The following is a 20680-nucleotide window of genomic DNA, read 5'->3' as shown; positions in this document are numbered from 1 at the left end:
CAAGGGCCGAAGCGCAAACTTCGGCCCTTGTTCATTTGCAAGACCCCACCACCAATTCCCGCCCGAGGCGCATGTGAGCACCGTCCTTCCCCGCGAAGAAAAAACAGCCTTCGGTGTCATGCTCATGGCGCTTGCGGTCGCCTTCTTCATCTGCATCGATACGTCGGCCAAATGGCTCGCCCTCGCTGGCTTTCCCGTCATCCAGATCGTTTTTGCCCGCTACGCGGGGCACATGATCTATTCCTTTATCTACTTCTTTCCCAAAGAAGGTTGGTCGATGTTCCGCTCGAACGCCCCCAAACGGCAGTTCCTGCGCTCGTCCTTCCTGCTCGGAAGTACCGCGATCAACTTCCTTGCACTCAAGTATCTCCCCATCACCGTCACAACGACGATCCAGTTTGCCCAGCCTGTGCTGATCACTGTTCTGGCTATGCTCTTTCTGGGTGAAAAGGTCGGTATCCGCCGTTTCGCCGCCATCGTGGTCGGCTTCTTCGGGGTGGTCGTGGTGATCCAGCCGTGGGGCGCCGAATTCCAGCCCGCCATGCTCCTGAGCCTTCTCGTGCTGGTGCTGGCCTCGCTCTATTTCATCATGACGCGGGCGCTTGCGGGCATCGAACTCAATGCCACGCAACAGGTCTGGTCCTCGACCCTTGCCGCTATGGTCCTTCTGCCATTTGCGATCCATGTTTGGGTTTGGCCGGAAACGCCGACACAGATCATCGTCTTCTGCATCATCGGGTTCTTCGGGGCGATGGGCCATATACTTGCCACATGGGCAAGCCGTCTCGCTGGGGCATCGACCCTTGCCCCCGTGGTCTATACCCAAGTCTTCTATGCCACGATTGTCGGCATTGTGCTCTTTGACACATGGCCCACGATCTGGACCGCCGTCGGGGCTGCGATCATCATCGGGTCGGGTCTCTACATCTGGCAGCGCGAGCGGATCAAAGCCCGTCACGCCCAATGAAAAAGGCCCCCGAAGCGGGGGCCTTCCTATCCTTCCATCTAGGCTCAACCGCGTCCGATAAACGGCATCCCCGACGCCATGACGGTCATGAACTGAACGTTCGTGCCGAGCGGCAGATCCGCCATATGAAGCACCGACTCCGCCACATGCTTCACGTCGATCACAGGCTCCACCGCGATTGACCCGTCCGCTTGCGGCACACCTTGGGTCATCGCATGGGCCATATCGGTGAGCGCGTTGCCGATGTCGATCTGGCCGCAGTCGATGTTGAACTTGCGCCCATCAAGCGAGATCGTCCGCGTCAGACCAAGCACCGCATGTTTCGACGCGGTATAGGGCGCAGACCCCCAACGCGGCACATAGGCCGACACCGATCCGTTGTTGATGATCCGTCCGCCCTGCGGGTCCTGATGGCGCATAATGCCAAAGGCCGCACGCGCCGCGATAAAGGCCCCCACAACGTTGATCTCGATCAGCTTGCGGAAATCATCGACCGACAGCTCGTCGACGGGTGCGCCTTTGACACTCACACCCGCATTGTTGAAGATCGCATCAAGACGGCCCCAGTCCTTGGCGGCGGCACCGAAAACCTCGGCGACCTGCGCCTCGTCGGTCACATCGCATGGCATGACGCGGGCATTGGGGTTGCCGCCTGCGGTTGCTTCAAGCGGCTCGACGCGCCGCCCGACAAGTCCGACGCGCCATCCTGCGTCGAGAAACACCTTGGCCGTTGCGCGCCCGACGCCGGACCCCGCTCCGGTGATGATGATCGTTTTCATATCAAAGTCCTTTCAGGGTCAGTGGTTGTCACGCGGAAGATCACGTCCGACTTTCTGGTATGCGGTCGCAAGTTCGAGACAGCCACCATCCGAAAGCTGACCCACGTGGGTGCGGTAAATCTCTTGCCACGGAGTCTGGTGGCGGATTTCGGGCGGCGTCCAAGCATCGATCCGCGCCTGCCACTCGTCCTCGGGCACTTCTGCGTTCATGGTCGAGGTGTTCAGGTCCAAAAGCACCATGTCGCCCGTCTTGAGGTAAGCCAGACCCCCGCCGACGACGCTCTCGGGCGAGGCATTGAGGATCGACGGGCTTTCCGATGTGCCTGACTGGCGTCCATCCCCCACCGTGGGAAGATGCTTGATCCCCTGTTTGATGATCGCATCCGGCGGCTGCATGTTCACCACTTCGGCCGAGCCGGGATAGCCGACACAGCCCACGCCGCGAATGAAAAGGATCGTCTTTTCGTCGATCCCGAGCGAGGGATCATTGATGCGGTCGTGATAATCCTCGGGCCCTTCAAAGACGACAGCCCGTGCGCGGAACGTGCCCTCGGCGCCTGGTGTCGAAAGGAACCGCTCCTGAAAGTCCTTCGAGATCACCGAGGTTTTCATCAGAGCCGAGTCAAAGAGATTGCCCGACAGAACCTTGAAGCCAGCGTTTTTGCGCATCGGTTCGGCATAGGTTTTGATGACGTCGATGTCCTCGCTTTCCCAGCCTTCAAGGTTCTCGCCCATGGTTTTGCCCGTCGCGGTCATCGCGCCGTCATGGATGCGCCCCGCCTTGCGTAGTTCGCCCATCACCGCAGGCACGCCGCCCGCGCGGAAAAAGCTCTCGCCAAGGTATTCGCCCGCAGGCTGCATATTCACCAAGAGCGGCACATCGAACCCGACGGTCTCCCAGTCCTTGACGTTCAGCTCGACCCCGATGTGACGTGCCACCGCCTGAAGATGGGGCGGGGCGTTGGTCGAACCGCCGATGGCCGCGTTCACGACGATGGCGTTCTCGAAGGCTTCGCGCGTCATGATGTCTGAAGGCTTGAGGTCCTCGTAAACCATCTGCACGATCCGCTTGCCTGTCTCGTAAGCCATGGTCATGCGCTCGCGGAACGGGGCAGGGATCGCCGAGTTCCCCGTCAGCGACATGCCCAAAGCTTCGGCCATCGCGTTCATCGTGCTTGCCGTGCCCATTGTGTTGCAGTGACCCAGAGACGGGGCCGAGGAACAGACGCGGCTGATGAATTCGTCGTAATCGATCTCGCCCTCGGCAAGGAGGCGGCGGCTTTCCCAGACGATGGTGCCCGAGCCTGCGCGCTTGCCCTTCCACCAGCCGTCGAGCATCGGGCCGCCGTTGAGTGCGATGGCGGGGATATCCACCGTCGCCGCCCCCATGAGCATCGCGGGCGTGGTCTTGTCACATCCCGTGGTCAGGACAACGCCGTCGATGGGATAACCGTGAAGCACTTCCACAAGGCTGAGATAGGCAAGGTTGCGGTCCAAAGCAGCGGTCGGACGCTTGCCCGTTTCCTGAATGGGATGCACGGGGAATTCCATCGGAATGCCGCCCGCCTCACGGATACCCGCTTTGATCCGATCCATAAGGAAGACGTGGATCTTGTTGCAGGGGGCAATGTCGCTTCCTGTCTGCGCAATCCCGATGATCGGCCGCTCGCTCTGAAGCTCTTCGCGCGAATAGGTCTGGTTTTGGTAACGCTCGATATAAAGCGCGGTCATGCCCGGATTGTTCGGGTTATCGAACCATTCTTGCGAGCGGAACCGCTTGTTCGCGCGGGTGTCAGACATCAGAATCCTCCTAATGATGTGCCGAACACACTCCTCTGTGTTCAGGAGACTTGTGACACAATTCCAATTTGGTATACCAAATGCAAGGGCAATCATCGCCCAAGGGAGGAAGTTGGATGTTGAAATGCAAACGCGCGGCCTTTGGCGCTGCGCTGTGCCTGATCGTGGCCGCACCCGCCTTTGCCGAGATCGACATCGCGGCGGTAAAGTCCTGTTTCGCGGAGACATCGGCAAGCGGTGAACAGCTCTCTTGCGTCGAAGCCGCTCAATCCGACTGCGCCGAATTTCCCGCCGAAGCGATGAACGCCGCGCACTTGTGTTACACACAAACCAAGGACGCATGGTCCGCCGCCATCGGTCAGGAAATGGCCGCAGCCGCATCCGCGATCCCCGAGGGCGATTTTGTCAAACTCCAGATCAACGCCAAATACGATCTGCTCGGCGCGCTTCAGGCCTGTGATCGCACAGAAGAGCTTGCCGTTGCCGCCTCGGACCTGCCTGCGGAAGTGATCGCCTTTTACAAAGCGGGGTGCCAGTCCACCTCGGTCGGCAATGTCTACATCGCGATTCTCATGCGCCTGAACGCCCTGAACTAAGCATCCCCCAAGGAGACGGACATGATCCAAGAACCGCGCCAGCTTACCCTCCGCAAAAGCTTCCCAAGGCCGACCAAAGCCCAGATCGACGCCTTTCGCGATGTCCCGACGGGCTTTGTCTGCGATGCGATGGACGGGCAGGGCGCGCTTTCGAGCGAGATCAAAGCCATCGGTGATGGGCGCGATATCAAATGTCATGCAGTCGGCCCCGCAATCGTTGCCGACAACGGCCCCGCAGGAATTCTCGGCACAATGGGCGCGCTCCATATGCTCGAGGCGGGCGACATCGTGGTCGCCGCCGTGCATGGTCACAAGAACTGTTCCGCTTCGGGCGATCAATTCATGGGCATGCTCAAGAACAAAGGTGCGGCGGGTTTCGTCACCGATGGCGAGATGCGCGACTATGACGGCATCGTCGAGGTCGGTCTTCCTGCATGGTGCACGGGCCTCAGCCCCAATTCGCCCTATGCCACGGGTCCCGCTTGGGTCGGCTTCGGCGCGGTGGTCGGCGGTGTGCGCATCGAAAGCGGCGATCTGATCGTAGCCGATGTGAACGGCGTCGTCGTGGTGCCCTTTGCCAAGATCGACCATGTGATCGCCAAGCTTGCCGAGGTCAAAGCGCTCGAAGAGGCGCTCGAAGCCAAAGTCAAATCGGGCTTTTGCACCATGGCCGCCATCGAAGAGATGCTCTCCGATGGCCGCGCCGTGATGCTGGACGACTAGGCCTACATCATCCTGTTGAACGCGCTTTTCGCCCCTGCCGACTCTTGGGTCTTGAAGATCGAAGAGTTGTCGGGCGCGGGCGGCAAGGGCATCTCGACAGGCACCTCTTTAAGCCGCGGCGTCAGGCATGGCTTGCCCGTGATCGTGCGGTCCTGAACATCCTCCCAGAATTTGCGCTGCCCGAGCGCATGGAAATAGCTCGACGCCCCAAGGATCGGCCAGGCATCCGCCTTGGCGCATTCATAGAAAAGAATGAACCTCGGGCGGTCGCTCACATTCGGCGCCGACCCGTGAAGAAGCCGCGAATGGTGCACCGTCATGCTTCCTGCCTTGCCCGTAAGCGTGACGATCTTGTCCTTCTCGAACAAGGGATCATCGGGATCGATCGCCCCTGCAAAAACGCCGTTCGCACGGTGATCGAGAAGCGGCCCCCTATGCGTTCCGGGCACCACCATGAGCGGCCCGTTGTCCTCGTCCACATCCTCAAGCATGAGCCCGAACGCCAGAAGATCGTCGTTCGTGTGCGGATAGAACATCCAGTCCTGATGCCACTCCACCGCCGCCCCGCCACCCGGTGCCTTGGTATTGAGCTTGGACGTCAGGATGGTCGTGTCGGGTCCGAGCAAATCGTTGAGAACCTCGGTGATCCCCGAATTGCGCAAAAGCTCCCAGAAATAGGGGTCGCGCTTATGCGGGATCTTGATGCGGGTAAGACGCGGAGTTTCCGCGCTATGTCCACGGTCGAGATCATAAACCTCGTTGCTCTCGGTCACGCTCCGTGATGCCTCGATCAAAGCGGCCGTAATCTCGCGCAGTTTGGCCAACTCGTCGGGCGTCACCACGTTTTCGACCATGAGATAGCCGTTCGTTTCGTAGAATTCCTTTTGCTCGCTCGTCAGCATGTCGCGCCCTCCCGCCGCGCATATGAAAAAGGCGCGGGCTCCTCTGCCCGCGCCTCCAATTCAGCGTCCCTTTTTGACCTCTTCTTCCATATCGAGGCCATTGAGCCGCGCGATGTGGTCCCCGACCATCGGGACATAGTCCCCGCCGTGGCCCGTCGCTTCGGCGTGGACATAGTATTGCCGCACCGCGCTTGCCATCACCGACGTCACGCAAGCATCCGCCGCCATCGCATTCACATAGCGCACATCCTTCGAGGCATTGGCGATGGTGAACTTATGCGCGTCCCGATCCCGATCCACGGTGTATTTCATAAAGGTCTCGAAGAACCCGTTGTTCAGACGGCTCGACCCGATCACATCGCGCACCTTGTTCGGCGACACGCCGACCTTGGCGGCCAGAACCGTGGCTTCGGCATAAAGAGCGCCGTAGCCCATCGCGATAAAGTTCATGATGAGCTTCATCTTGTGCCCGCTGCCCGTCGGGCCGAGATGGTTGATGTTCCCCGCCCAGCACTGGATCACGGGGAGCACCTTGGCAAAGGTCGCGTCATCCGCGCCGACCATCGCGTCGAGCGTGCCTGCCTCTGCCTCTTTGGGCGTGCGGCCCAGCGGCGCATCGACCAGAGTGACCCCGTGTTCGGCCATCTCGGCGGCAAGCGCCATGGTCGAGGTCGGATCGGCCGTGGTCGTGTCGATCACGATCAGCCCCTTGCGCGCGCCCGCCAAAATCCCGTCCGGCCCCCGCACGATCGCTTCGACCTGAGGCGAATTGGACAGACAGATATGGATGATGTCGCACTGCTCCGCCATCTCCTTGGCCGAAGCGGCTTCCTTTGCCCCCATCCCGACAAGGCTCTCGATCGGCTCGCGGTTGCGGTTGCCCTTGATCCAGAGCGGATAGCCCTTTTGCACGATGTTCTTGGCCATCCCGTGACCCATGAAACCGACGCCGATAAAGCCGATTACCGGTTTTCCTCCCATGCCTTTCTCCTCCTCTTAAAGGCTGGCGGTGATCCCGCCATCGACAAACAATGTGTGACCGTTGACGAAACTCGACGCATCGGAGGCAAGGAAGATACAAGCCCCGACAAGCTCTTCGACCTTGCCCCAGCGCCCTGCGGGGGTGCGCTTTTCGAGCCATGCGCTAAAATCCGCATCCGCGACGAGCGCCGCATTGAGCGGCGTGTCGAAATACCCGGGCGCAATGGCATTACAGTTGAGCCCGTATTTGGCCCAGTCGGTCGCCATCCCTTTGGTCAGATTGGTAATCGCCCCCTTGGACGCGGTATAAGGTGCAATCGCAGGACGGGCGAGTTGGCTTTGCACCGACGCGATATTGATGATCCGTCCCGCCCCGCGTTTGATCATGTGCCGCGCAACCGCCTGACCCACATAGAACGCCGAATTGACGTTGGTCCGCATCAAACGGTCAAAGGCTTCGACGGGGAAATCCTCTAGGGGCGTGCGGTGCTGCATCCCCGCGTTATTCACCAGAATGTCGATCTGCCCCTTTGCGGTTTCATAGGCATTGACGGCCTCTTGCACGGATGCCGCATCCGTCACGTCAAAGACAAGCTTGTCAACCTCGGCGCCCTTGGCCCGAAGCCGATCCGCCGCCTCCCCGAGCCGCGCCGCATCCCGCGCATTGAGCACGATTTTCGCGCCTGCCTCGGCCAAACCTTGGGCCAGAGCAAAGCCGATACCCATCGAAGAACCGGTCACAAGCGCCGTGCGGCCGGTCAGATCGAACAATTTCATGGAACCTCCAAAAGCTATGCGCGCAAGAGTTGACAATCCCTCTCAAACCCGCCTTGATAAAATGGTATACCATTTTCGGACCATTGCAAGCGTAAGGGTCCAAAGGGGAGGGGACCCTATAATGAAAGCGCTCTACGTCCACGGCAAGCATGACCTTCGCCTCACCGAAATCGAGACCGAGGCCCCCGCCGCAGGCGAAGTTCAGGTGACTTTGGCACGGGGTGGAATCTGTGGCTCCGACCTTCATTACTTCAATCACGGCGGCATCAATGCGATCCGTATCCGCGAACCCATGATCCTCGGGCACGAGGTGTCGGGCGTCGTTTCCGCCATCGGCGAGGGTGTCACAAATCTCAAGGAAGGCGACCTTGTCGCCGTCTCGCCCTCGCGTCCCTGCGGGAACTGCGAGGAATGCCATCGCGGTCTTCCCAATCAATGCCTCAACATGCGGTTCTACGGCTCGGCGATGCCGTTTCCCCATATTCAGGGGGCGTTTCGCGAAACCCTCACCGCCATGGCCTCGCAATGCGTCAAGGCCGACGGGATCAGCGCGGCCGAAGCGGCGATGGCCGAACCCCTTGCCGTTGCCCTCCACGGGGCGCGCCGCGCGGGTGAACTCCTTGGCCGCCGCGTCCTCGTGACGGGCTGCGGTCCCATCGGTCTCTTGTGCATTCTCGCCGCCCGCCGCGCGGGTGCGGGCGAGATCATCGCCACCGATGTCTCTGACGGCGTGATCCCCTTTGCCAAGGCCGCTGGCGCCGATGTCGTGATCAACACGCTCAAGGACCCCGAGGGCCTTGCTCCCTATACCGCCGGCAAAGGCACCATCGACGTGATGTTCGAAGCGTCGGGCGTCGAACCTGCCCTTCGCGGCGGCATGGCGACCCTTCGTCCCCGTGGCCGCATTGTTCAGCTCGGCCTCTCCAACGACATGTCCCTTCCGATGGTGATGATCACCGCCAAGGAACTGGAACTCGTCGGCTCTTTCCGCTTCCACGAGGAATTCGCCGTTGCCGTCCGCATGATGCAGCAGGGCCTGATCGACGTAAAACCGCTCGTCACCCACAGCTTTGCCCTTGCGGATTACGAGGCCGCCTTTGCCGTGGCCTCCGACCGTTCGCAAGCGATGAAAGTGCAATTGGAATTCGCATGAGCATCGCGTCAGCCATCGCGGCGATTTCGGAACGTCTCGGGGATCGCCTGAGCACGTCCCGAGCCGTGCTAGACCAGCATGGCCAGAACGAAACCTATTATCCGCATACGCCGCCCGATGCCGTTGCCTTTCCCGAAACGACCGAGGACGTCTCGGCCATCGTCAAAATCTGCAATGACGAAGGCTGCCCCATCGTCGCCTATGGCGCGGCCTCATCGCTAGAAGGCCAGCACCTCAATACCCAAGGCGGCATCTGTCTGGACATGTCGCGGATGAACCGCATCCTGCGCGTCTCGCCCGAGGATCTCTTGGCCGTCGTCCAACCTGGCATCACCCGTCTGGCCCTCAACGCCGACCTTCGCGCCACGGGCCTTATGTTCCCCGTCGATCCGGGGGCCGATGCTTCTATCGGCGGCATGACCGCCACCCGTGCGTCGGGCACCACCGCCGTGCGCTATGGCACGATGCGTGAAAACATCCTCGCTCTCGAGGCGGTCATGGCCGACGGCACGATCATCCGCACCGGCACCGAGGCGCGCAAATCCTCGACGGGCTATGATCTCACGCACCTTCTGATCGGCTCCGAAGGCACGCTCGGGATCATCACCGAACTGACGCTCAAACTCCAAGGCATCCCCGAGGCGATTTCCTCGGCCACCTGCCGTTTCGAGAGCGTCGAGGATGCGGTCAATTGCGTCATTATGACGATCCAGTCGGGTCTCCCCATGGCGCGGATCGAGCTTTTGGACGACATGATGGTCAAAGGTTTCAACGTCTACGCCGATGCGGGTCTCCCCGAGGTGCCGCATATCTTTGCCGAATTCCACGGCACCCCTGCGGGCGTTGCCGAACAGGCCGCGACCTTCGGCGAAATTGCTACCGAATTCGGCGCGACAGGCTGGAAAACCGCCGACACGACCGAGGATCGCAACGCGCTCTGGGCCATGCGTCACAAGGCGCATTACGCCTCTGCTGCGCTCGGCAAGGGCAAGCACCTTTGGCCGACGGACGTTTGCGTTCCGATCTCGAAACTCGCCGAAGCGGTGCTTCAGGCCCAGAAAGACGCGGTCGATCTGGGCCTCACAAGCACGATTGTGGGCCATGTGGGCGACGGGAACTTCCACGCAGGTATCAGCGTCGATCCGACCGATCCCGACGAAATGGAACGGGCCGAGCAGTTCACCAAAGCGCTCGCCATGACCGCGCTGCGCCTTGGCGGAACGGTGAGCGGCGAGCATGGCATCGGGCTTGGCAAGCAGAAGTTCATGGACATCGAACACGGCCCCGCCATCGCCTATATGCGCGCGATCAAAAAGGCGTTCGATCCGAATAACATATTGAATCCGGGCAAGCTTCTGCCGCCCGAAACCTAGGAGGAGACGCGTTCCGCGTCAGGAGGACCACATGAATATTCTCATCATCGGCGGCGGCGGTGTCGTCGGCCAGAAACTGGCCCGCAAATTGACCGAACGCGGCACCCTGCGCGGTCAGGCGATTTCCAAAATCACCCTCGCCGATGTCGTCGATCCCGCGATGATCGAGGGTGCGCCTTTTGCGATCGAGACCACGACTTGTGACATCTCGGACGCCGCATCCGTGGCCAAGGCTGTGACGGCAGAGACCAACGTCATCTACCTTCTGGCCGCCATCGTCTCGGCCCATGCGGAACAGGATTTCGACGCGGGCTATGCGATCAACATGATGGGCACCCTCAATGTGCTCAACCGCTGCCGCGAGCTTGGAACCAAGCCCGTCGTCGTCTTTACCTCGTCCATCGCGGTCTATGGCGGCGAGGTCCCCGATCCGATCATCGACCACACGTTCCTCAACCCCCAGACCTCGTACGGCGCGCAAAAGGCCATCGGCGAATTGCTCATCAACGACTTCTCGCGCAAGGGCTTTGTGGATGGGCGCGGCTTCCGTCTCCCGACGATTTCCGTCCGTCCGGGCAAGCCCAACCGTGCGGCCTCGTCCTTTATGTCCTCGATCCTGCGCGAGCCGCTTAACGGCCAAGAGGCCGTTTGTCCCGTGGACGACGATTACCTCCACTATTACCTCTCGCCGCGCAAATGCGTCGAGAACCTGATCAAAGCCGCAGAGATCCCCGCCGAAGATCTGGGCATGAACCGCTGCATGATGATGCCGGGTCGCATGTGGTCGATCCGTCAGCTTGTCGACGCGATGACCGCCGTCGCAGGCCCCGAGCCGGCCAAGCTGATCCGCTGGGACGCGCAGCCCGAGATCAAGGAAATCGTCAAAGGCTGGCGCTTCGATCTTCGCCCCGAAAAGGCGCTCAAGCTCGGTCTCACGGCGGACGAAAGCTTCGAGGACAACATCCGTTACTACCTCGAAGACGACAAACCCCAAGCCTGATAAAAAAGCCCCCGACATCGGGGGCTTTTCTTTTGGGTCGGTGTCTTAGTTGACCGCCGTCAAAAGCGGCTTGCCCGCGTGGAAGGCCGCCACATTGTCCCGCTGAAGCTGACCCATAGCGGCGCGGGTTTCCACGGTGCCCGAACCTTGGTGCGGCTGGATCACAACGTTGGGAAGCTCATAGAACCGCGGGTCGATGTTCGGCTCGTTCAGGAACACATCAAGCGCCGCCCCCGCGATCTTGCCTTGCTCGAGCGCATCGAGAAGCGCGGCTTCATCAATGGTCGTGCCGCGCGAAATATTCACGATGACCCCGCGCGGACCAAGCGCTTCGATCATCTCTTTGGTGACGAACTTCTCGGTGCTCGCCCCGCCGACCAGAGCGATGACGAGCACATCAACCGCCTTTGCAAGCGCGACAGGATCAGAGTGATATGTCCAACCCGGCGTCTCTTTTTCGCTGCGGGCGTAATAGTGCAGGTCCATCTTGAAGGCCGCCAGTCGATCCGCAATCTCGCGCCCTATACGGCCAAGCCCGACGATGCCGACCGTGCTCCCCGAGGCTTTTCGGTTCAGGCGGTATTCCCCCTTGGATTTCCAGTTCCCCGACCGCGCCCAAGCCGAGGCATGTTCCATCTCGCGCATCTGCATGAGGAGCATCGCAACAGCAAGATCGGCCACATCGTCATTCAGGACGTCAGGCGTATTCGTGACCTTGATCCCGCGTGCATCGGCTGCAGTCACGTCGATCGCATCATAACCCACACCGAAATTCGCAACGATCCCGAGGTTCGGGAGCAAATCCATCTCTGCCGCGCCAAAGGGGGCATGTCCCTTATAGGTCACGGCCTTGATCCCTTTGCGGACCGCTTCGGAAAGCCCCACAAGATCGGCAGGCCCCGCGATAAAGACGGGATCGAATTCCGCCCTAAGAGCGCTGAGATCGTTTTCGGCATAAGAGCCGATGGCAAGGGTCGCGGACATAGTAACGCCTCCAAGGTTCGCAGTGGGCTTGCTCGTCATCCATAGGCGATTATCGCCATTGTGCCGAGTCAAATTTGGTATACCATCTGGCGTGAAACCTACACGGCTTGACCAAAGGCGCAAGAGCAAGGGCAGGAGTTTCTTTAGGCACGATTGCAGAAGTGCTTAGGAGAGCTTGATTTTTTCCCGCGTCTCGCGCCCCTAGGCTGCACGGTGTCCTGAGGGGGAGAACACGATGAATGTCTACGATCTGAACGGCCAAGTCGCCGTTATCACGGGCGGTGCCCAAGGGATCGGACGCGCCGTTGCCGAACGTATGCTCGCCTCTGGGGCCAAAGTCGCGATCTGGGACCGTGACGCCGCTCTGGCTGAACGGACCGCCGCCGCGCTGGGCCCCGACGCCTTTGCTTATGCCCTTGATGTGCGCGATCTGGCCCAAGTCACCGCCACGGCGAACCGCACCGCGTCCGAGCTTGGCCGCATCGACGTTCTCGTCGCCAGCGCAGGCATCGCAGGCCCCAACCACAAGATCACCGATTATCCCGCCGAGGATTGGCAAGCGATCATCGACATCAACCTCACGGGCATCTTCAACACCTGCAAGGCGATCCTGCCGCATATGGTGAACGGCGGCTATGGCCGTGTCGTCAACATCGCCTCCGTCGCAGGTAAAGAAGGCAATCCGGGCGCAGGCCCTTACTCCGCGTCCAAAGCAGGCGTCATCGCCCTCACCAAGTCGCTCGGAAAAGAGCACGCGGGTCAGGACATCGCGGTCAACTGCGTGACCCCTGCCGCTGCCCGAACCGCCATTTTCGACCAGATGAGCCAAGAGCATATCGACTTCATGCTCTCGAAAATCCCCCGCGCACGGTTCCTTGAAACCGACGAGGCCGCCGAGATGATCACTTGGCTGTGCACCAAAGCGAATTCCTTTGCCACTGGGGCGGTCTTTGACCTCTCGGGCGGCAGAGCCACCTATTAACCCGAGGATTTCATGACCCAAAAAGTAGCACTCGTCACAGGCGCGGCCCGTGGCATCGGCCTCTCCGCCACCAAGATTTTCATTGAAGAGGGCTGGAAGGTCGCCATGATCGACCGCGACGCGGACGAGCTTCATGCCGCCGCCGCGGGTCTCTCAGAGGCCAAGCCCTTCATCTGCGACGTCTCGATCCCCGAGCAGGTGGAGGCGATGATCGCCGCCGTCCTCGCCGAATTCGGTCGCATCGACGCTGTGGTGAACAACGCGGGCGTAGCCGATTTCGGCCCCATCGAAGGCACCACCTTCGAGCGTTGGCGCCGCATCATGGACACCAACCTCGATGGCGTCTTCCTCGTGTCCCAAGCGGCCACGCCTGCGCTCAAGGACACCAAAGGCGCGATCGTGAACATCGGGTCCATTTCGGGCCTGCGTGCCTCGACCCTTCGTGTGGCCTATGGCACCTCCAAGGCCGCCGTGATCCAACTCACCAAACAACAGGCCGCCGAGCTTGGCGAATACGGCATCCGCGCGAATTGCGTCTGTCCGGGTCCCGTCAAAACCAAGCTCTCGATTGCGGTCCACAGCCCCGAGATCATCGCGGCCTATCACGACGCTATCCCGCTCAACCGCTATGGCACCGAACGCGAGATTGCCGATGTGATCTGCTTCCTCTGCTCGGACAAAGCCTCCTATGTCACGGGCCAGATCATCGCCAGCGACGGTGGTTTCGAAAGCACGGGCGTAGGGCTTCCCGCGCTCCGCGTTTGAGCCTAAGCTTCGTGCAATAGAACAGGAGCGGTCATCAGGCCGCTCTTGGAAAGAGGATAATATGACACCCGATTTTCCCCCGATGGACCATTTGTCCAAGGCTCCGTTCCATCTTAACGCTGCCTCGCTTGAATGGGTCAAAAACACATATTCAAGCCTTCAATCCGATCTTGATGTCAAATTAGCACAGCTTTTCATCATCGGGCTTCATGGTCCCGCCCACCTCTGGGCCGACGAGATCAAGCGTCTGCGTCCGGGCGGTGTCACCCGTTTCTTCGCCTCCTCCGCAGAAGAGGAAATGACCCTTCTCGACACGCTTCAGGATCAGGCCGATATCCCGATGTTCGTTTCTGCCGATCTCGAAGGCTCGCGGATGTCCTTCACCTTCGGCGCACAGGTTCCGAACCCTCTCGCGCTTGCCGCCGTTGATGACACCGACCTCACCCGCCGCGTTTATGGCGTCCTCGCGGACGAGGCATTGGCCGTGGGTGCCAACTGGTCCTTTACGCCCGTCGTGGACATCAACGCCGCCTTCCGTTCGGCCATCGTCGCCACGCGCGGGTTCGGCTCGGACCCCGACCGCATCGCCCGTCACGCTATGACCCAAGTCGACGTGCTTCAGGACAAAGGTATCGCCGCCTGTCTCAAGCATTGGCCGGGAGAAGGCTACGACGACCGCGATCAGCATCTCGTCACCACCGTCAATCCGCTCTCGGTCGAGGACTGGAACGCCACCTTCGGGCGGCTCTACCGCGACGGCATCGACCGCGGCGTTCTCTCGGTGATGTCCGCGCATATCGCGCTGCCCGCCTATGTGCGCGCGGTCAAACCCGATGCAAGTTTGGAAGAGGCCTATTGCCCTGCCTCCCTCTCGCCCATTCTGACGCAAAAGCTTCTCCGCGAAGAGCTCGGCTTCAACGGTCTCATCATTTCGGACGCTTCAGAAATGGCAGGGGCAACGTCGGTGATGGACCCCCGCGACGCCAAGGTCCAGATGCTCCGCGCAGGCTGTGACATCGTGCTTTTCACGGGCGATATGCTCGCCGATATCGAAGCGATCAAAGCCGCCCTTGCCGACGGGAGCCTCAGCCACGACCGCATCAACGACGCCCTGATCCGTGTCCTCGGTCTCAAGGCCGCGCTCAAGCTGCACCGCGCCGAACGCAAGCCTGTTGCCGAACGGCTCAAGGCTCTGGCAACGCCAGAGTCCCTCGCCATCGCGGACGAGGCCTTTGCCCGTGCGCCCACCTTGGTCAAGGATGTGAACGACCTCTTCCCGATCACGCCCGAAAGCCACAAGCGGGTGCTGATCTTGACCACGGGCATTGCCTCGCCGATCCATCCCCAGCCGATCCCGCTGGCACTCCCCGATATGATGCGTGCCCGCGGCTTCGACGTGACGGTCTATGAAAAAGGCACGCCCTACGCGCCCGAGACCTTCGACCTTGTGCTTTATGTGATGGCCGAAGAAACGCTCCTGACCCGAAGCCACATCTTCCTTGATTGGGCGCGGCTCATGGGCGATTTCCGCTTCTCGATGAAGCGCAGTTGGCCCGCGACCCCGACCGCGCTCGTCTCCTTCGGCTTCCCCTATTACCTCTATGACGCCCCGCGCATGCCTGCGGTCATCAACGCCTATTGTACCTCGGATGAGATGCAAAAGGCGGCGCTCGATTGCATGATGGGGGATCGGCCCTTCAATCGGGCAAGCCCTGTTGATCCCTTCTGCGGGCAAGAGGACGCCGTGCTTTGAAACAAAAAGCCCCGCCAAAGAGCGGGGCTTTTTCTTGCCGTGTCGGTCGGGTCACACCGCCAGCTCTTGTGCTGCGATCTGCACCGTTGCGCGGGCGGTGATATCCTCGGCCGATGTGCCGATCCAAAGCTCATAGTCCCCTTCGGCGACGACCCACTTCTGGCCTTCGACATCGAAATAGGCAAAATCACGCGGCTTGAGGGACATCTCGGCCTGAGCAGAAGCGCCCGCCGCAAGGATCACCTTTTTGAAGGCCTTGAGCTCTGCAATCGGGCGATCCACGGGCGCAGCCTTGGGCGCGACATAGAGCTGGACAACCTCGCTCCCCTCGCGGTCGCCCGTGTTGGTCACGGCAACCTTGACCGTGCCGACACCATCCGCCCCGACAGCCACCTCGGGCGTGCCAAGCGCAAAGCTGGTATAGCTCAGCCCAAAGCCGAAGGGGAACAGCGGCTTGATCCCCGTCTTGGCATGGTGGCGATAGCCGATTTCGAGCTTTTCGCGATATTCCACGCGGCCATTGAGACCGGGATAGACCCCGTCATCCGTGCCGTTGAACGTCGGCGCATCCTCAAGCGTCACAGGGAAACTCTGCGGCAGCTTCCCGCCCGGCGTGCGTGCGCCTGTGATGACATCGGCAATCGCATGTCCTGCCTCTTGCCCCGCATACCAGCACTGAAGCACGGCATCGACCTGATCGAGCCAAGGCATCTCGACGGGGCCGCCCGTCTGGAGAAGCACCACGGTCTTTTTCGCCTTTGCCGCAACCGCTTCGACCAATGCGTTCTGGTGTCCGGGAAGCGTCATATTAGGGAGATCCCAGCCCTCGGTGTCCCATTCCGCCGACCGCCCGACGCACACCACAGCCACATCGGCCGCGGCGGCAAGCTCGACCGCCTCGGCGATTTCCTTTTCGCCAAGAACGCGGTCCACACCCACCTGATAGGCATGGAAGTGGAGATCGAATGTCGGCTTGGTCGCGAACTCAAAGGTGACCTCGACTTCCTCCCCCTCGTGAAGCGCGATGTCATGCTCGATCGGATCACAGCCCTCTTCAAAGAAGGTCGAGCCGCGCACCCAAGTGTCCCAAGCCTCGATCACCTCTTCCCCATTGAGGAACAGACGACCCTTGCCGGTGCAATTCATCCCGAAGCGCCATGTACCCGCCTGATCGGCCTTGAACGCTCCGCGCACGCGGCACGAATGGTTCGTCGGATCAATGCCCTCGGGCGCGTCCATAAAGAAGTATTGGAACTGCTCCAGCGTATCGACAAGCACTGGTTCGCCGCTCAGGCTGTCATTGGTGAACCATTCGCGGGTGAATGTGCCGTTCAGGTTCGGCTGGAAACGGGTGTTGGTCACGCCTTGGGCAAAGCTGACGCGGTTTTCCCCCAGCGCCTCCACCATCCCCGCAAAGGCCGACACCTGACGATAGGCGTTGAGCTGTGCCGAACCGCCCCCCATTGCGCGCGGCGCATTGGCATTGGGGCCGACCATCGCAATCGTTGCATCGGGCGCCACAGGAAGAACCCCGCCTTCGTTCTTGAGAAGAACGGCGGACTGGACACCTGCTTCGCGGATGATGGCGCGGGTGCTGGCCCGCTCGTTCTCGACCTCGACCCGCTCGGCCATATTATGAAGATCGCCCGTCCGCTCAAGGAGCCGCAGCACGTTCAAAGCCGCCGCGCGGACAAGCTCCGCAGGCACAAGCCCCTCCTGAACCGCCTTCAAAAGCTTCTCGCCGCGCGAAATCGCAGGCCCCGGCATTTCAAGGCTCAGGCCCGAATTCGCGCCTTCGACCGTCGAGCGAAGCCCGAACCAGTCCGACATCGAAAGCCCTTCAAAGCCCCAGTCCTCGCGCAGAACCTTGGTCAAAAGCCATTGGTTGTCGGCGGCATAGGTCCCGTTGATCTTGTTATAGGACGACATGATCGCCCAAGACCCCGCCTCTTTGATCGCCCGCTCGAACGGCACAAGGTAAAGCTCGCGCAGCGTCCGCTCGTCCACATCCGACGAATTCACCGTGCGGCGGATTTCGCTCTCGTTCGCGGCAAAATGCTTGAGCGTCGCCGCCACGCCATTGGCCTGAAGTCCGCGCACATAGGCAATCGCAAGTTCGGCGGTCAGGATAGGGTCCTCGGAATAGCACTCAAAGTTCCGCCCGTTGAGCGGCCCGCGCTGGATGTTGATCGTCGGAGCCAAAAGGGTCGAGGCCCCCTTGTCCCGCGTCTCGAGCGCAAGCGCCGCGCCGATCTTCTCGATCAACTCGGGGTTCCACGTCGCCCCGATCGCGATCCCGACGGGAAACGCCGCAGAGCGCGCACCGCCGACGAAATGGCTCCCGCGTGCCCCGTTGGGGCCATCCGTCACCCGAAGACAGCCGATCCCGAGCCGATCAATGGAACCGACGTTCCAGAAATCCTTGCCCGCCATAAGGCTGATCTGTTCCTCAAGGGTCAGCTGATCGACCTGACGGTCAGCCTCGGGCGTTGCGGGATATACCGACATCTCAGTCCTCCAATGGGTCGAAACGGGCGCGCCGCCCTGAAAATTGCGCACAGTGTTAGCGCCTGAACCAAGCGGCGTCGAGGGTCGCCGTAATCGTTTACGTCGAATTACGTAGACCGTGCACAATCCCTGCAAACCATGGCCGTTTTTTGCGCTTTGGGTGATGGACGCTAACAGCCTAACGCGGTATGACGCGTGCCGAAGCTTTAGGAGATTGCCCATGTCCGGTCACGGCACCCCGATTCCCATGACATCCCGCAAATGTGGCCCCCTCAAGGGCGAGGCCAATGTCCCGGGGGACAAGTCGATCTCGCACCGCTCGCTGATCCTTGGTGCCATGGCCGTGGGCGAGACGAAAATCTCGGGCCTGCTCGAAGGCGAGGATGTGCTCGACACCGCCAAGGCGATGCGCTCCTTCGGGGCAGAGGTGATCAATCACGGCGGCGGCAATTGGTCGGTGCACGGCGTCGGCGTCGGCGGCTTTTCCGAACCTGACCACGTGATCGACTGCGGCAACTCCGGCACGGGCGTGCGTCTCATCATGGGCACCATGGCAACGACCCCGATCTCCGTGACCTTCACGGGCGATGCCTCGCTCTGTTCGCGCCCCATGGGCCGCGTCACCGATCCGCTTGCGCTCTTCGGCACCAAATCCGTCGGTCGCAAGGGCGGCCGTCTCCCGATGACCCTCGTCGGGGCGGCGGACCCTGTGCCAGTTACCTATACCACGCCCGTGCCTTCGGCTCAGGTGAAGTCGGCGGTTCTTCTTGCGGGCCTCAACGTGCGCGGCAAAACCGTCGTCATCGAAAAAGAAGCCACCCGCGACCACACCGAGCGGATGCTTGTCGGTTTCGGCGCAGAGCTGACGGTCGAAGAAACCGCCGAAGGCCGCGTGATCACCCTCACAGGTCAGCCCGAGCTCAAGCCGCAAACCATCGTCGTGCCGCGTGATCCCTCGTCTGCGGCCTTCCCCGTCTGTGCGGCGCTGATCACCGAAGGCTCCGATGTCCTTGTGCCGAACATCGGCCTCAACCCGACCCGCGCGGGGCTCTTTACCACGCTGCGCGAAATGGGCGCCGACCTCCAATACGAGAACCTGCGCGAAGAAGGCGGCGAGCCTGTTGCCGATCTGCGTGCCAAGTTCAGCCCTAACCTCAAGGGCATCGAAGTGCCGCCCGAGCGTGCGGCCTCCATGATCGACGAATACCCCGTGCTTTCGGCCGTGGCCGCCTTTGCCCAAGGCGACACCGTCATGCGCGGCGTCAAGGAACTCCGCGTCAAGGAATCCGACCGCATCGACGCCATGGCCAAAGGCCTTCGCGCCGCAGGGGTCGAGGTGGACGAAGGCGAGGATTGGTGGATCGTCAAAGGTCGCGGCTTCGGCAATCTTGCGGGCGGCGTCACGGTCGAAAGCCGTCTCGATCACCGCATCGCCATGTCCTTCATGGTCATGGGCATGGCCACCGAAAAGCCGATGTCCGTCGATGACGGAAGCCCGATCGCGACCTCTTTCCCGATCTTTGAAAAGCTGATGGCCGATCTGGGCGCGGACATCACACGGTCGGCCCAATGACGGAGTTTCGCGGCTCCTGCCTCTGCGGTCAGATCCGCTACGAGGGGCAGGGACCGCTGCGTCCCGTCGTTGCCTGTCATTGCACCCAGTGCCGCAAAACGACGGGACACTACCTTGCCGCCACATCCGCGCTGCGTGATGCGGTCACCATCACGGGCGAAGTGAGCTGGTATGTCTCCTCCCCGACCGCGCGGCGCGGCTTTTGTGGTATCTGTGGCTCCAACCTTTTTTGGGACGGGGCAGGGCGCAATCTCTCCATCCTTCCCGGAACTCTGGATAGCCATCCGCCGCTGAGCCTTGTCGGGCATATCTATTGTCGCGACAAAGGGACCTATTACGAAATAACCGATGATCTGCCACAAGCGGAGCAGAACGATCCGAACCTAACGACAATGGTGGACCCATGAGTTTTACGGTCGCAATCGACGGGCCCGCAGCCGCAGGCAAAGGCACGATTTCCAAGGCCATCGCCTTTGACTTCGGCTTTGCCCATCTCGACACGGGTCTTCTTTACCGCGCCGTCGGTGCTCTTGTGGCCGAGGGCAAGGACCCCATCCTTGCCGCCCGCGAGCTCAAACCCTCCGACCTCGAACGCGGTGGTTTGCGCACAATGGGTGCAGGTCAGGCCGCCAGCCGCGTCGCCGCCATCCCCGAAGTGCGTGCGGCTCTTGTCGATTTCCAGCGCAGCTTTGCCCGCAAAGAGGGCGGCGCCGTGCTTGACGGACGCGACATCGGCACCGTCATTTGCCCGCAAGCCGAAGTGAAACTCTTCGTGACCGCCTCGCCCGAGGTGCGCGCCCATCGTCGTTGGCTCGAGGTCGGCGGGGACGAAGCCGAAGTGCTCGCTCAAGTGAAAGAGCGCGACCGCCGCGACAGCGACCGCGCCACCGCCCCCCTGATCCCTGCGGATGATGCGACCATCATCGACACCAGTTTCATGTCCATCGACGACGCTGTCGCCAAAGCCTCTGCTTTGATCCGCGAAGCGATACGGAAAATGAATAACTGATTGACTTTACTGGGTCCGATGCGCTCACATAGGGGGAAACGTCCCCTTTGAATGA

The 20680-nt window shown here is 61.2% G+C and carries 19 protein-coding genes; 12 read left to right on the top strand and 7 right to left on the bottom strand.

Annotation, left to right across the window (positions count from 1 at the left end):
* The first annotated feature begins 73 nt into the window (after window positions 1-73).
* The gene (locus tag QQG91_RS12100; RefSeq protein WP_285770481.1) at window positions 74-967 is read left to right on the top strand and encodes a DMT family transporter; all 894 of its coding nucleotides are present in this window, start codon (window positions 74-76) and stop codon (window positions 965-967) included.
* A 44-nt stretch (window positions 968-1011) separates the two neighbouring features.
* Here the strand turns inward: QQG91_RS12100 and QQG91_RS12095 are convergent, their stop codons facing one another.
* Entirely contained in the window at window positions 1012-1746 is a 735-nt protein-coding gene (locus tag QQG91_RS12095; RefSeq protein WP_285770480.1) for an SDR family oxidoreductase, read from the bottom strand.
* Window positions 1747-1764: 18 nt separating this feature from the next.
* The gene (locus QQG91_RS12090; protein ID WP_285770479.1) at window positions 1765-3546 is read right to left on the bottom strand and encodes an IlvD/Edd family dehydratase; all 1782 of its coding nucleotides are present in this window, start codon (window positions 3544-3546) and stop codon (window positions 1765-1767) included.
* Window positions 3547-3662: 116 nt separating this feature from the next.
* Here QQG91_RS12090 and QQG91_RS12085 point away from each other — a divergent pair, with 116 nt between their 5' ends.
* Both QQG91_RS12085 and QQG91_RS12080 read left to right on the top strand, forming a co-directional pair.
* Window positions 3663-4142, top strand: coding sequence for a hypothetical protein (locus QQG91_RS12085; RefSeq protein ID WP_285770478.1), 480 nt, complete (start codon window positions 3663-3665; stop codon window positions 4140-4142).
* A gap of 21 nt (window positions 4143-4163) precedes the next feature.
* Window positions 4164-4865 carry an RraA family protein gene (locus QQG91_RS12080; protein ID WP_285770477.1) on the top strand — a complete coding sequence of 234 codons (702 nt, stop codon included), beginning with the start codon at window positions 4164-4166 and terminating at the stop codon, window positions 4863-4865.
* 2 nt (window positions 4866-4867) lie between these two features.
* Here the strand turns inward: QQG91_RS12080 and QQG91_RS12075 are convergent, their stop codons facing one another.
* From QQG91_RS12075 to QQG91_RS12065, 3 genes are read right to left on the bottom strand one after another with little or no spacing between them, the layout of a single operon-like run.
* Window positions 4868-5767 carry a phytanoyl-CoA dioxygenase family protein gene (locus QQG91_RS12075; protein WP_285770476.1) on the bottom strand — a complete coding sequence of 300 codons (900 nt, stop codon included), beginning with the start codon at window positions 5765-5767 and terminating at the stop codon, window positions 4868-4870.
* A 60-nt stretch (window positions 5768-5827) separates the two neighbouring features.
* Window positions 5828-6748 (bottom strand): NAD(P)-dependent oxidoreductase, encoded by a 921-nt coding sequence (locus QQG91_RS12070; protein WP_285770475.1) that lies wholly within the window; start codon window positions 6746-6748, stop codon window positions 5828-5830.
* A gap of 15 nt (window positions 6749-6763) precedes the next feature.
* Window positions 6764-7525: an SDR family oxidoreductase gene (locus QQG91_RS12065; RefSeq protein WP_285770474.1), complete on the bottom strand. Its 762-nt coding sequence runs from the start codon at window positions 7523-7525 to the stop codon at window positions 6764-6766.
* 121 nt (window positions 7526-7646) lie between these two features.
* On the opposite strand from QQG91_RS12065, the gene QQG91_RS12060 reads away from it, so the two are divergent.
* The 3 genes from QQG91_RS12060 to denD are packed head-to-tail and all read left to right on the top strand — an operon-like array spanning window position 7647 to window position 11051.
* Window positions 7647-8678 (top strand): L-idonate 5-dehydrogenase, encoded by a 1032-nt coding sequence (locus tag QQG91_RS12060; protein ID WP_285770473.1) that lies wholly within the window; start codon window positions 7647-7649, stop codon window positions 8676-8678.
* The gene (locus tag QQG91_RS12055) at window positions 8675-10051 is read left to right on the top strand and encodes an FAD-binding oxidoreductase (protein ID WP_285770472.1); all 1377 of its coding nucleotides are present in this window, start codon (window positions 8675-8677) and stop codon (window positions 10049-10051) included. Before QQG91_RS12060 ends, QQG91_RS12055 begins: the two co-directional genes overlap by 4 nt.
* 31 nt (window positions 10052-10082) lie before the next feature.
* Complete coding sequence (gene denD / locus QQG91_RS12050) at window positions 10083-11051, top strand: D-erythronate dehydrogenase (RefSeq protein ID WP_285770471.1); 969 nt, start codon at window positions 10083-10085, stop codon at window positions 11049-11051.
* Window positions 11052-11096: 45 nt separating this feature from the next.
* On the opposite strand, the gene QQG91_RS12045 is transcribed toward denD, so the two are convergent.
* Window positions 11097-12035: a 2-hydroxyacid dehydrogenase gene (locus QQG91_RS12045; RefSeq protein ID WP_285770470.1), complete on the bottom strand. Its 939-nt coding sequence runs from the start codon at window positions 12033-12035 to the stop codon at window positions 11097-11099.
* Window positions 12036-12270: 235 nt separating this feature from the next.
* Here QQG91_RS12045 and QQG91_RS12040 point away from each other — a divergent pair, with 235 nt between their 5' ends.
* The 3 genes from QQG91_RS12040 to QQG91_RS12030 all read left to right on the top strand — a co-directional run bounded on the left by QQG91_RS12040 (window position 12271) and on the right by QQG91_RS12030 (window position 15535).
* Complete coding sequence (locus QQG91_RS12040; protein ID WP_285770469.1) at window positions 12271-13017, top strand: SDR family NAD(P)-dependent oxidoreductase; 747 nt, start codon at window positions 12271-12273, stop codon at window positions 13015-13017.
* Between the two features lie 12 nt (window positions 13018-13029).
* Complete coding sequence (locus QQG91_RS12035) at window positions 13030-13782, top strand: SDR family NAD(P)-dependent oxidoreductase (RefSeq protein WP_285770468.1); 753 nt, start codon at window positions 13030-13032, stop codon at window positions 13780-13782.
* Between the two features lie 61 nt (window positions 13783-13843).
* Window positions 13844-15535, top strand: a complete 1692-nt coding sequence (locus tag QQG91_RS12030; protein WP_285770467.1) for a glycoside hydrolase family 3 protein — start codon at window positions 13844-13846, stop codon at window positions 15533-15535.
* 51 nt (window positions 15536-15586) lie between these two features.
* Here the strand turns inward: QQG91_RS12030 and QQG91_RS12025 are convergent, their stop codons facing one another.
* Entirely contained in the window at window positions 15587-18043 is a 2457-nt protein-coding gene (locus QQG91_RS12025) for a beta-glucosidase (protein WP_285770466.1), read from the bottom strand.
* A gap of 220 nt (window positions 18044-18263) precedes the next feature.
* On the opposite strand from QQG91_RS12025, the gene aroA reads away from it, so the two are divergent.
* Genes aroA through QQG91_RS12010 form a run of 3 tightly spaced genes read left to right on the top strand, consistent with a single transcriptional unit; the run spans window position 18264 to window position 20625 of the window.
* A complete protein-coding gene (gene aroA, locus QQG91_RS12020; protein ID WP_285770465.1) occupies window positions 18264-19616 on the top strand; it encodes a 3-phosphoshikimate 1-carboxyvinyltransferase in 1353 nt (450 codons plus the stop codon).
* Window positions 19613-20023, top strand: a complete 411-nt coding sequence (locus tag QQG91_RS12015; protein WP_285770464.1) for a GFA family protein — start codon at window positions 19613-19615, stop codon at window positions 20021-20023. Before aroA ends, QQG91_RS12015 begins: the two co-directional genes overlap by 4 nt.
* Entirely contained in the window at window positions 20020-20625 is a 606-nt protein-coding gene (locus QQG91_RS12010; protein ID WP_285770463.1) for a (d)CMP kinase, read from the top strand. The genes QQG91_RS12015 and QQG91_RS12010 overlap by 4 nt, the downstream gene beginning before the upstream one ends.
* The last annotated feature ends 55 nt before the right edge of the window (window positions 20626-20680 follow it).

Origin of the sequence: Marivivens sp. LCG002 (assembly GCF_030264275.1) — a bacterium.
GTDB lineage: Bacteria > Pseudomonadota > Alphaproteobacteria > Rhodobacterales > Rhodobacteraceae > Marivivens.
This window is presented reverse-complemented; position numbering and strand designations above follow the sequence as displayed.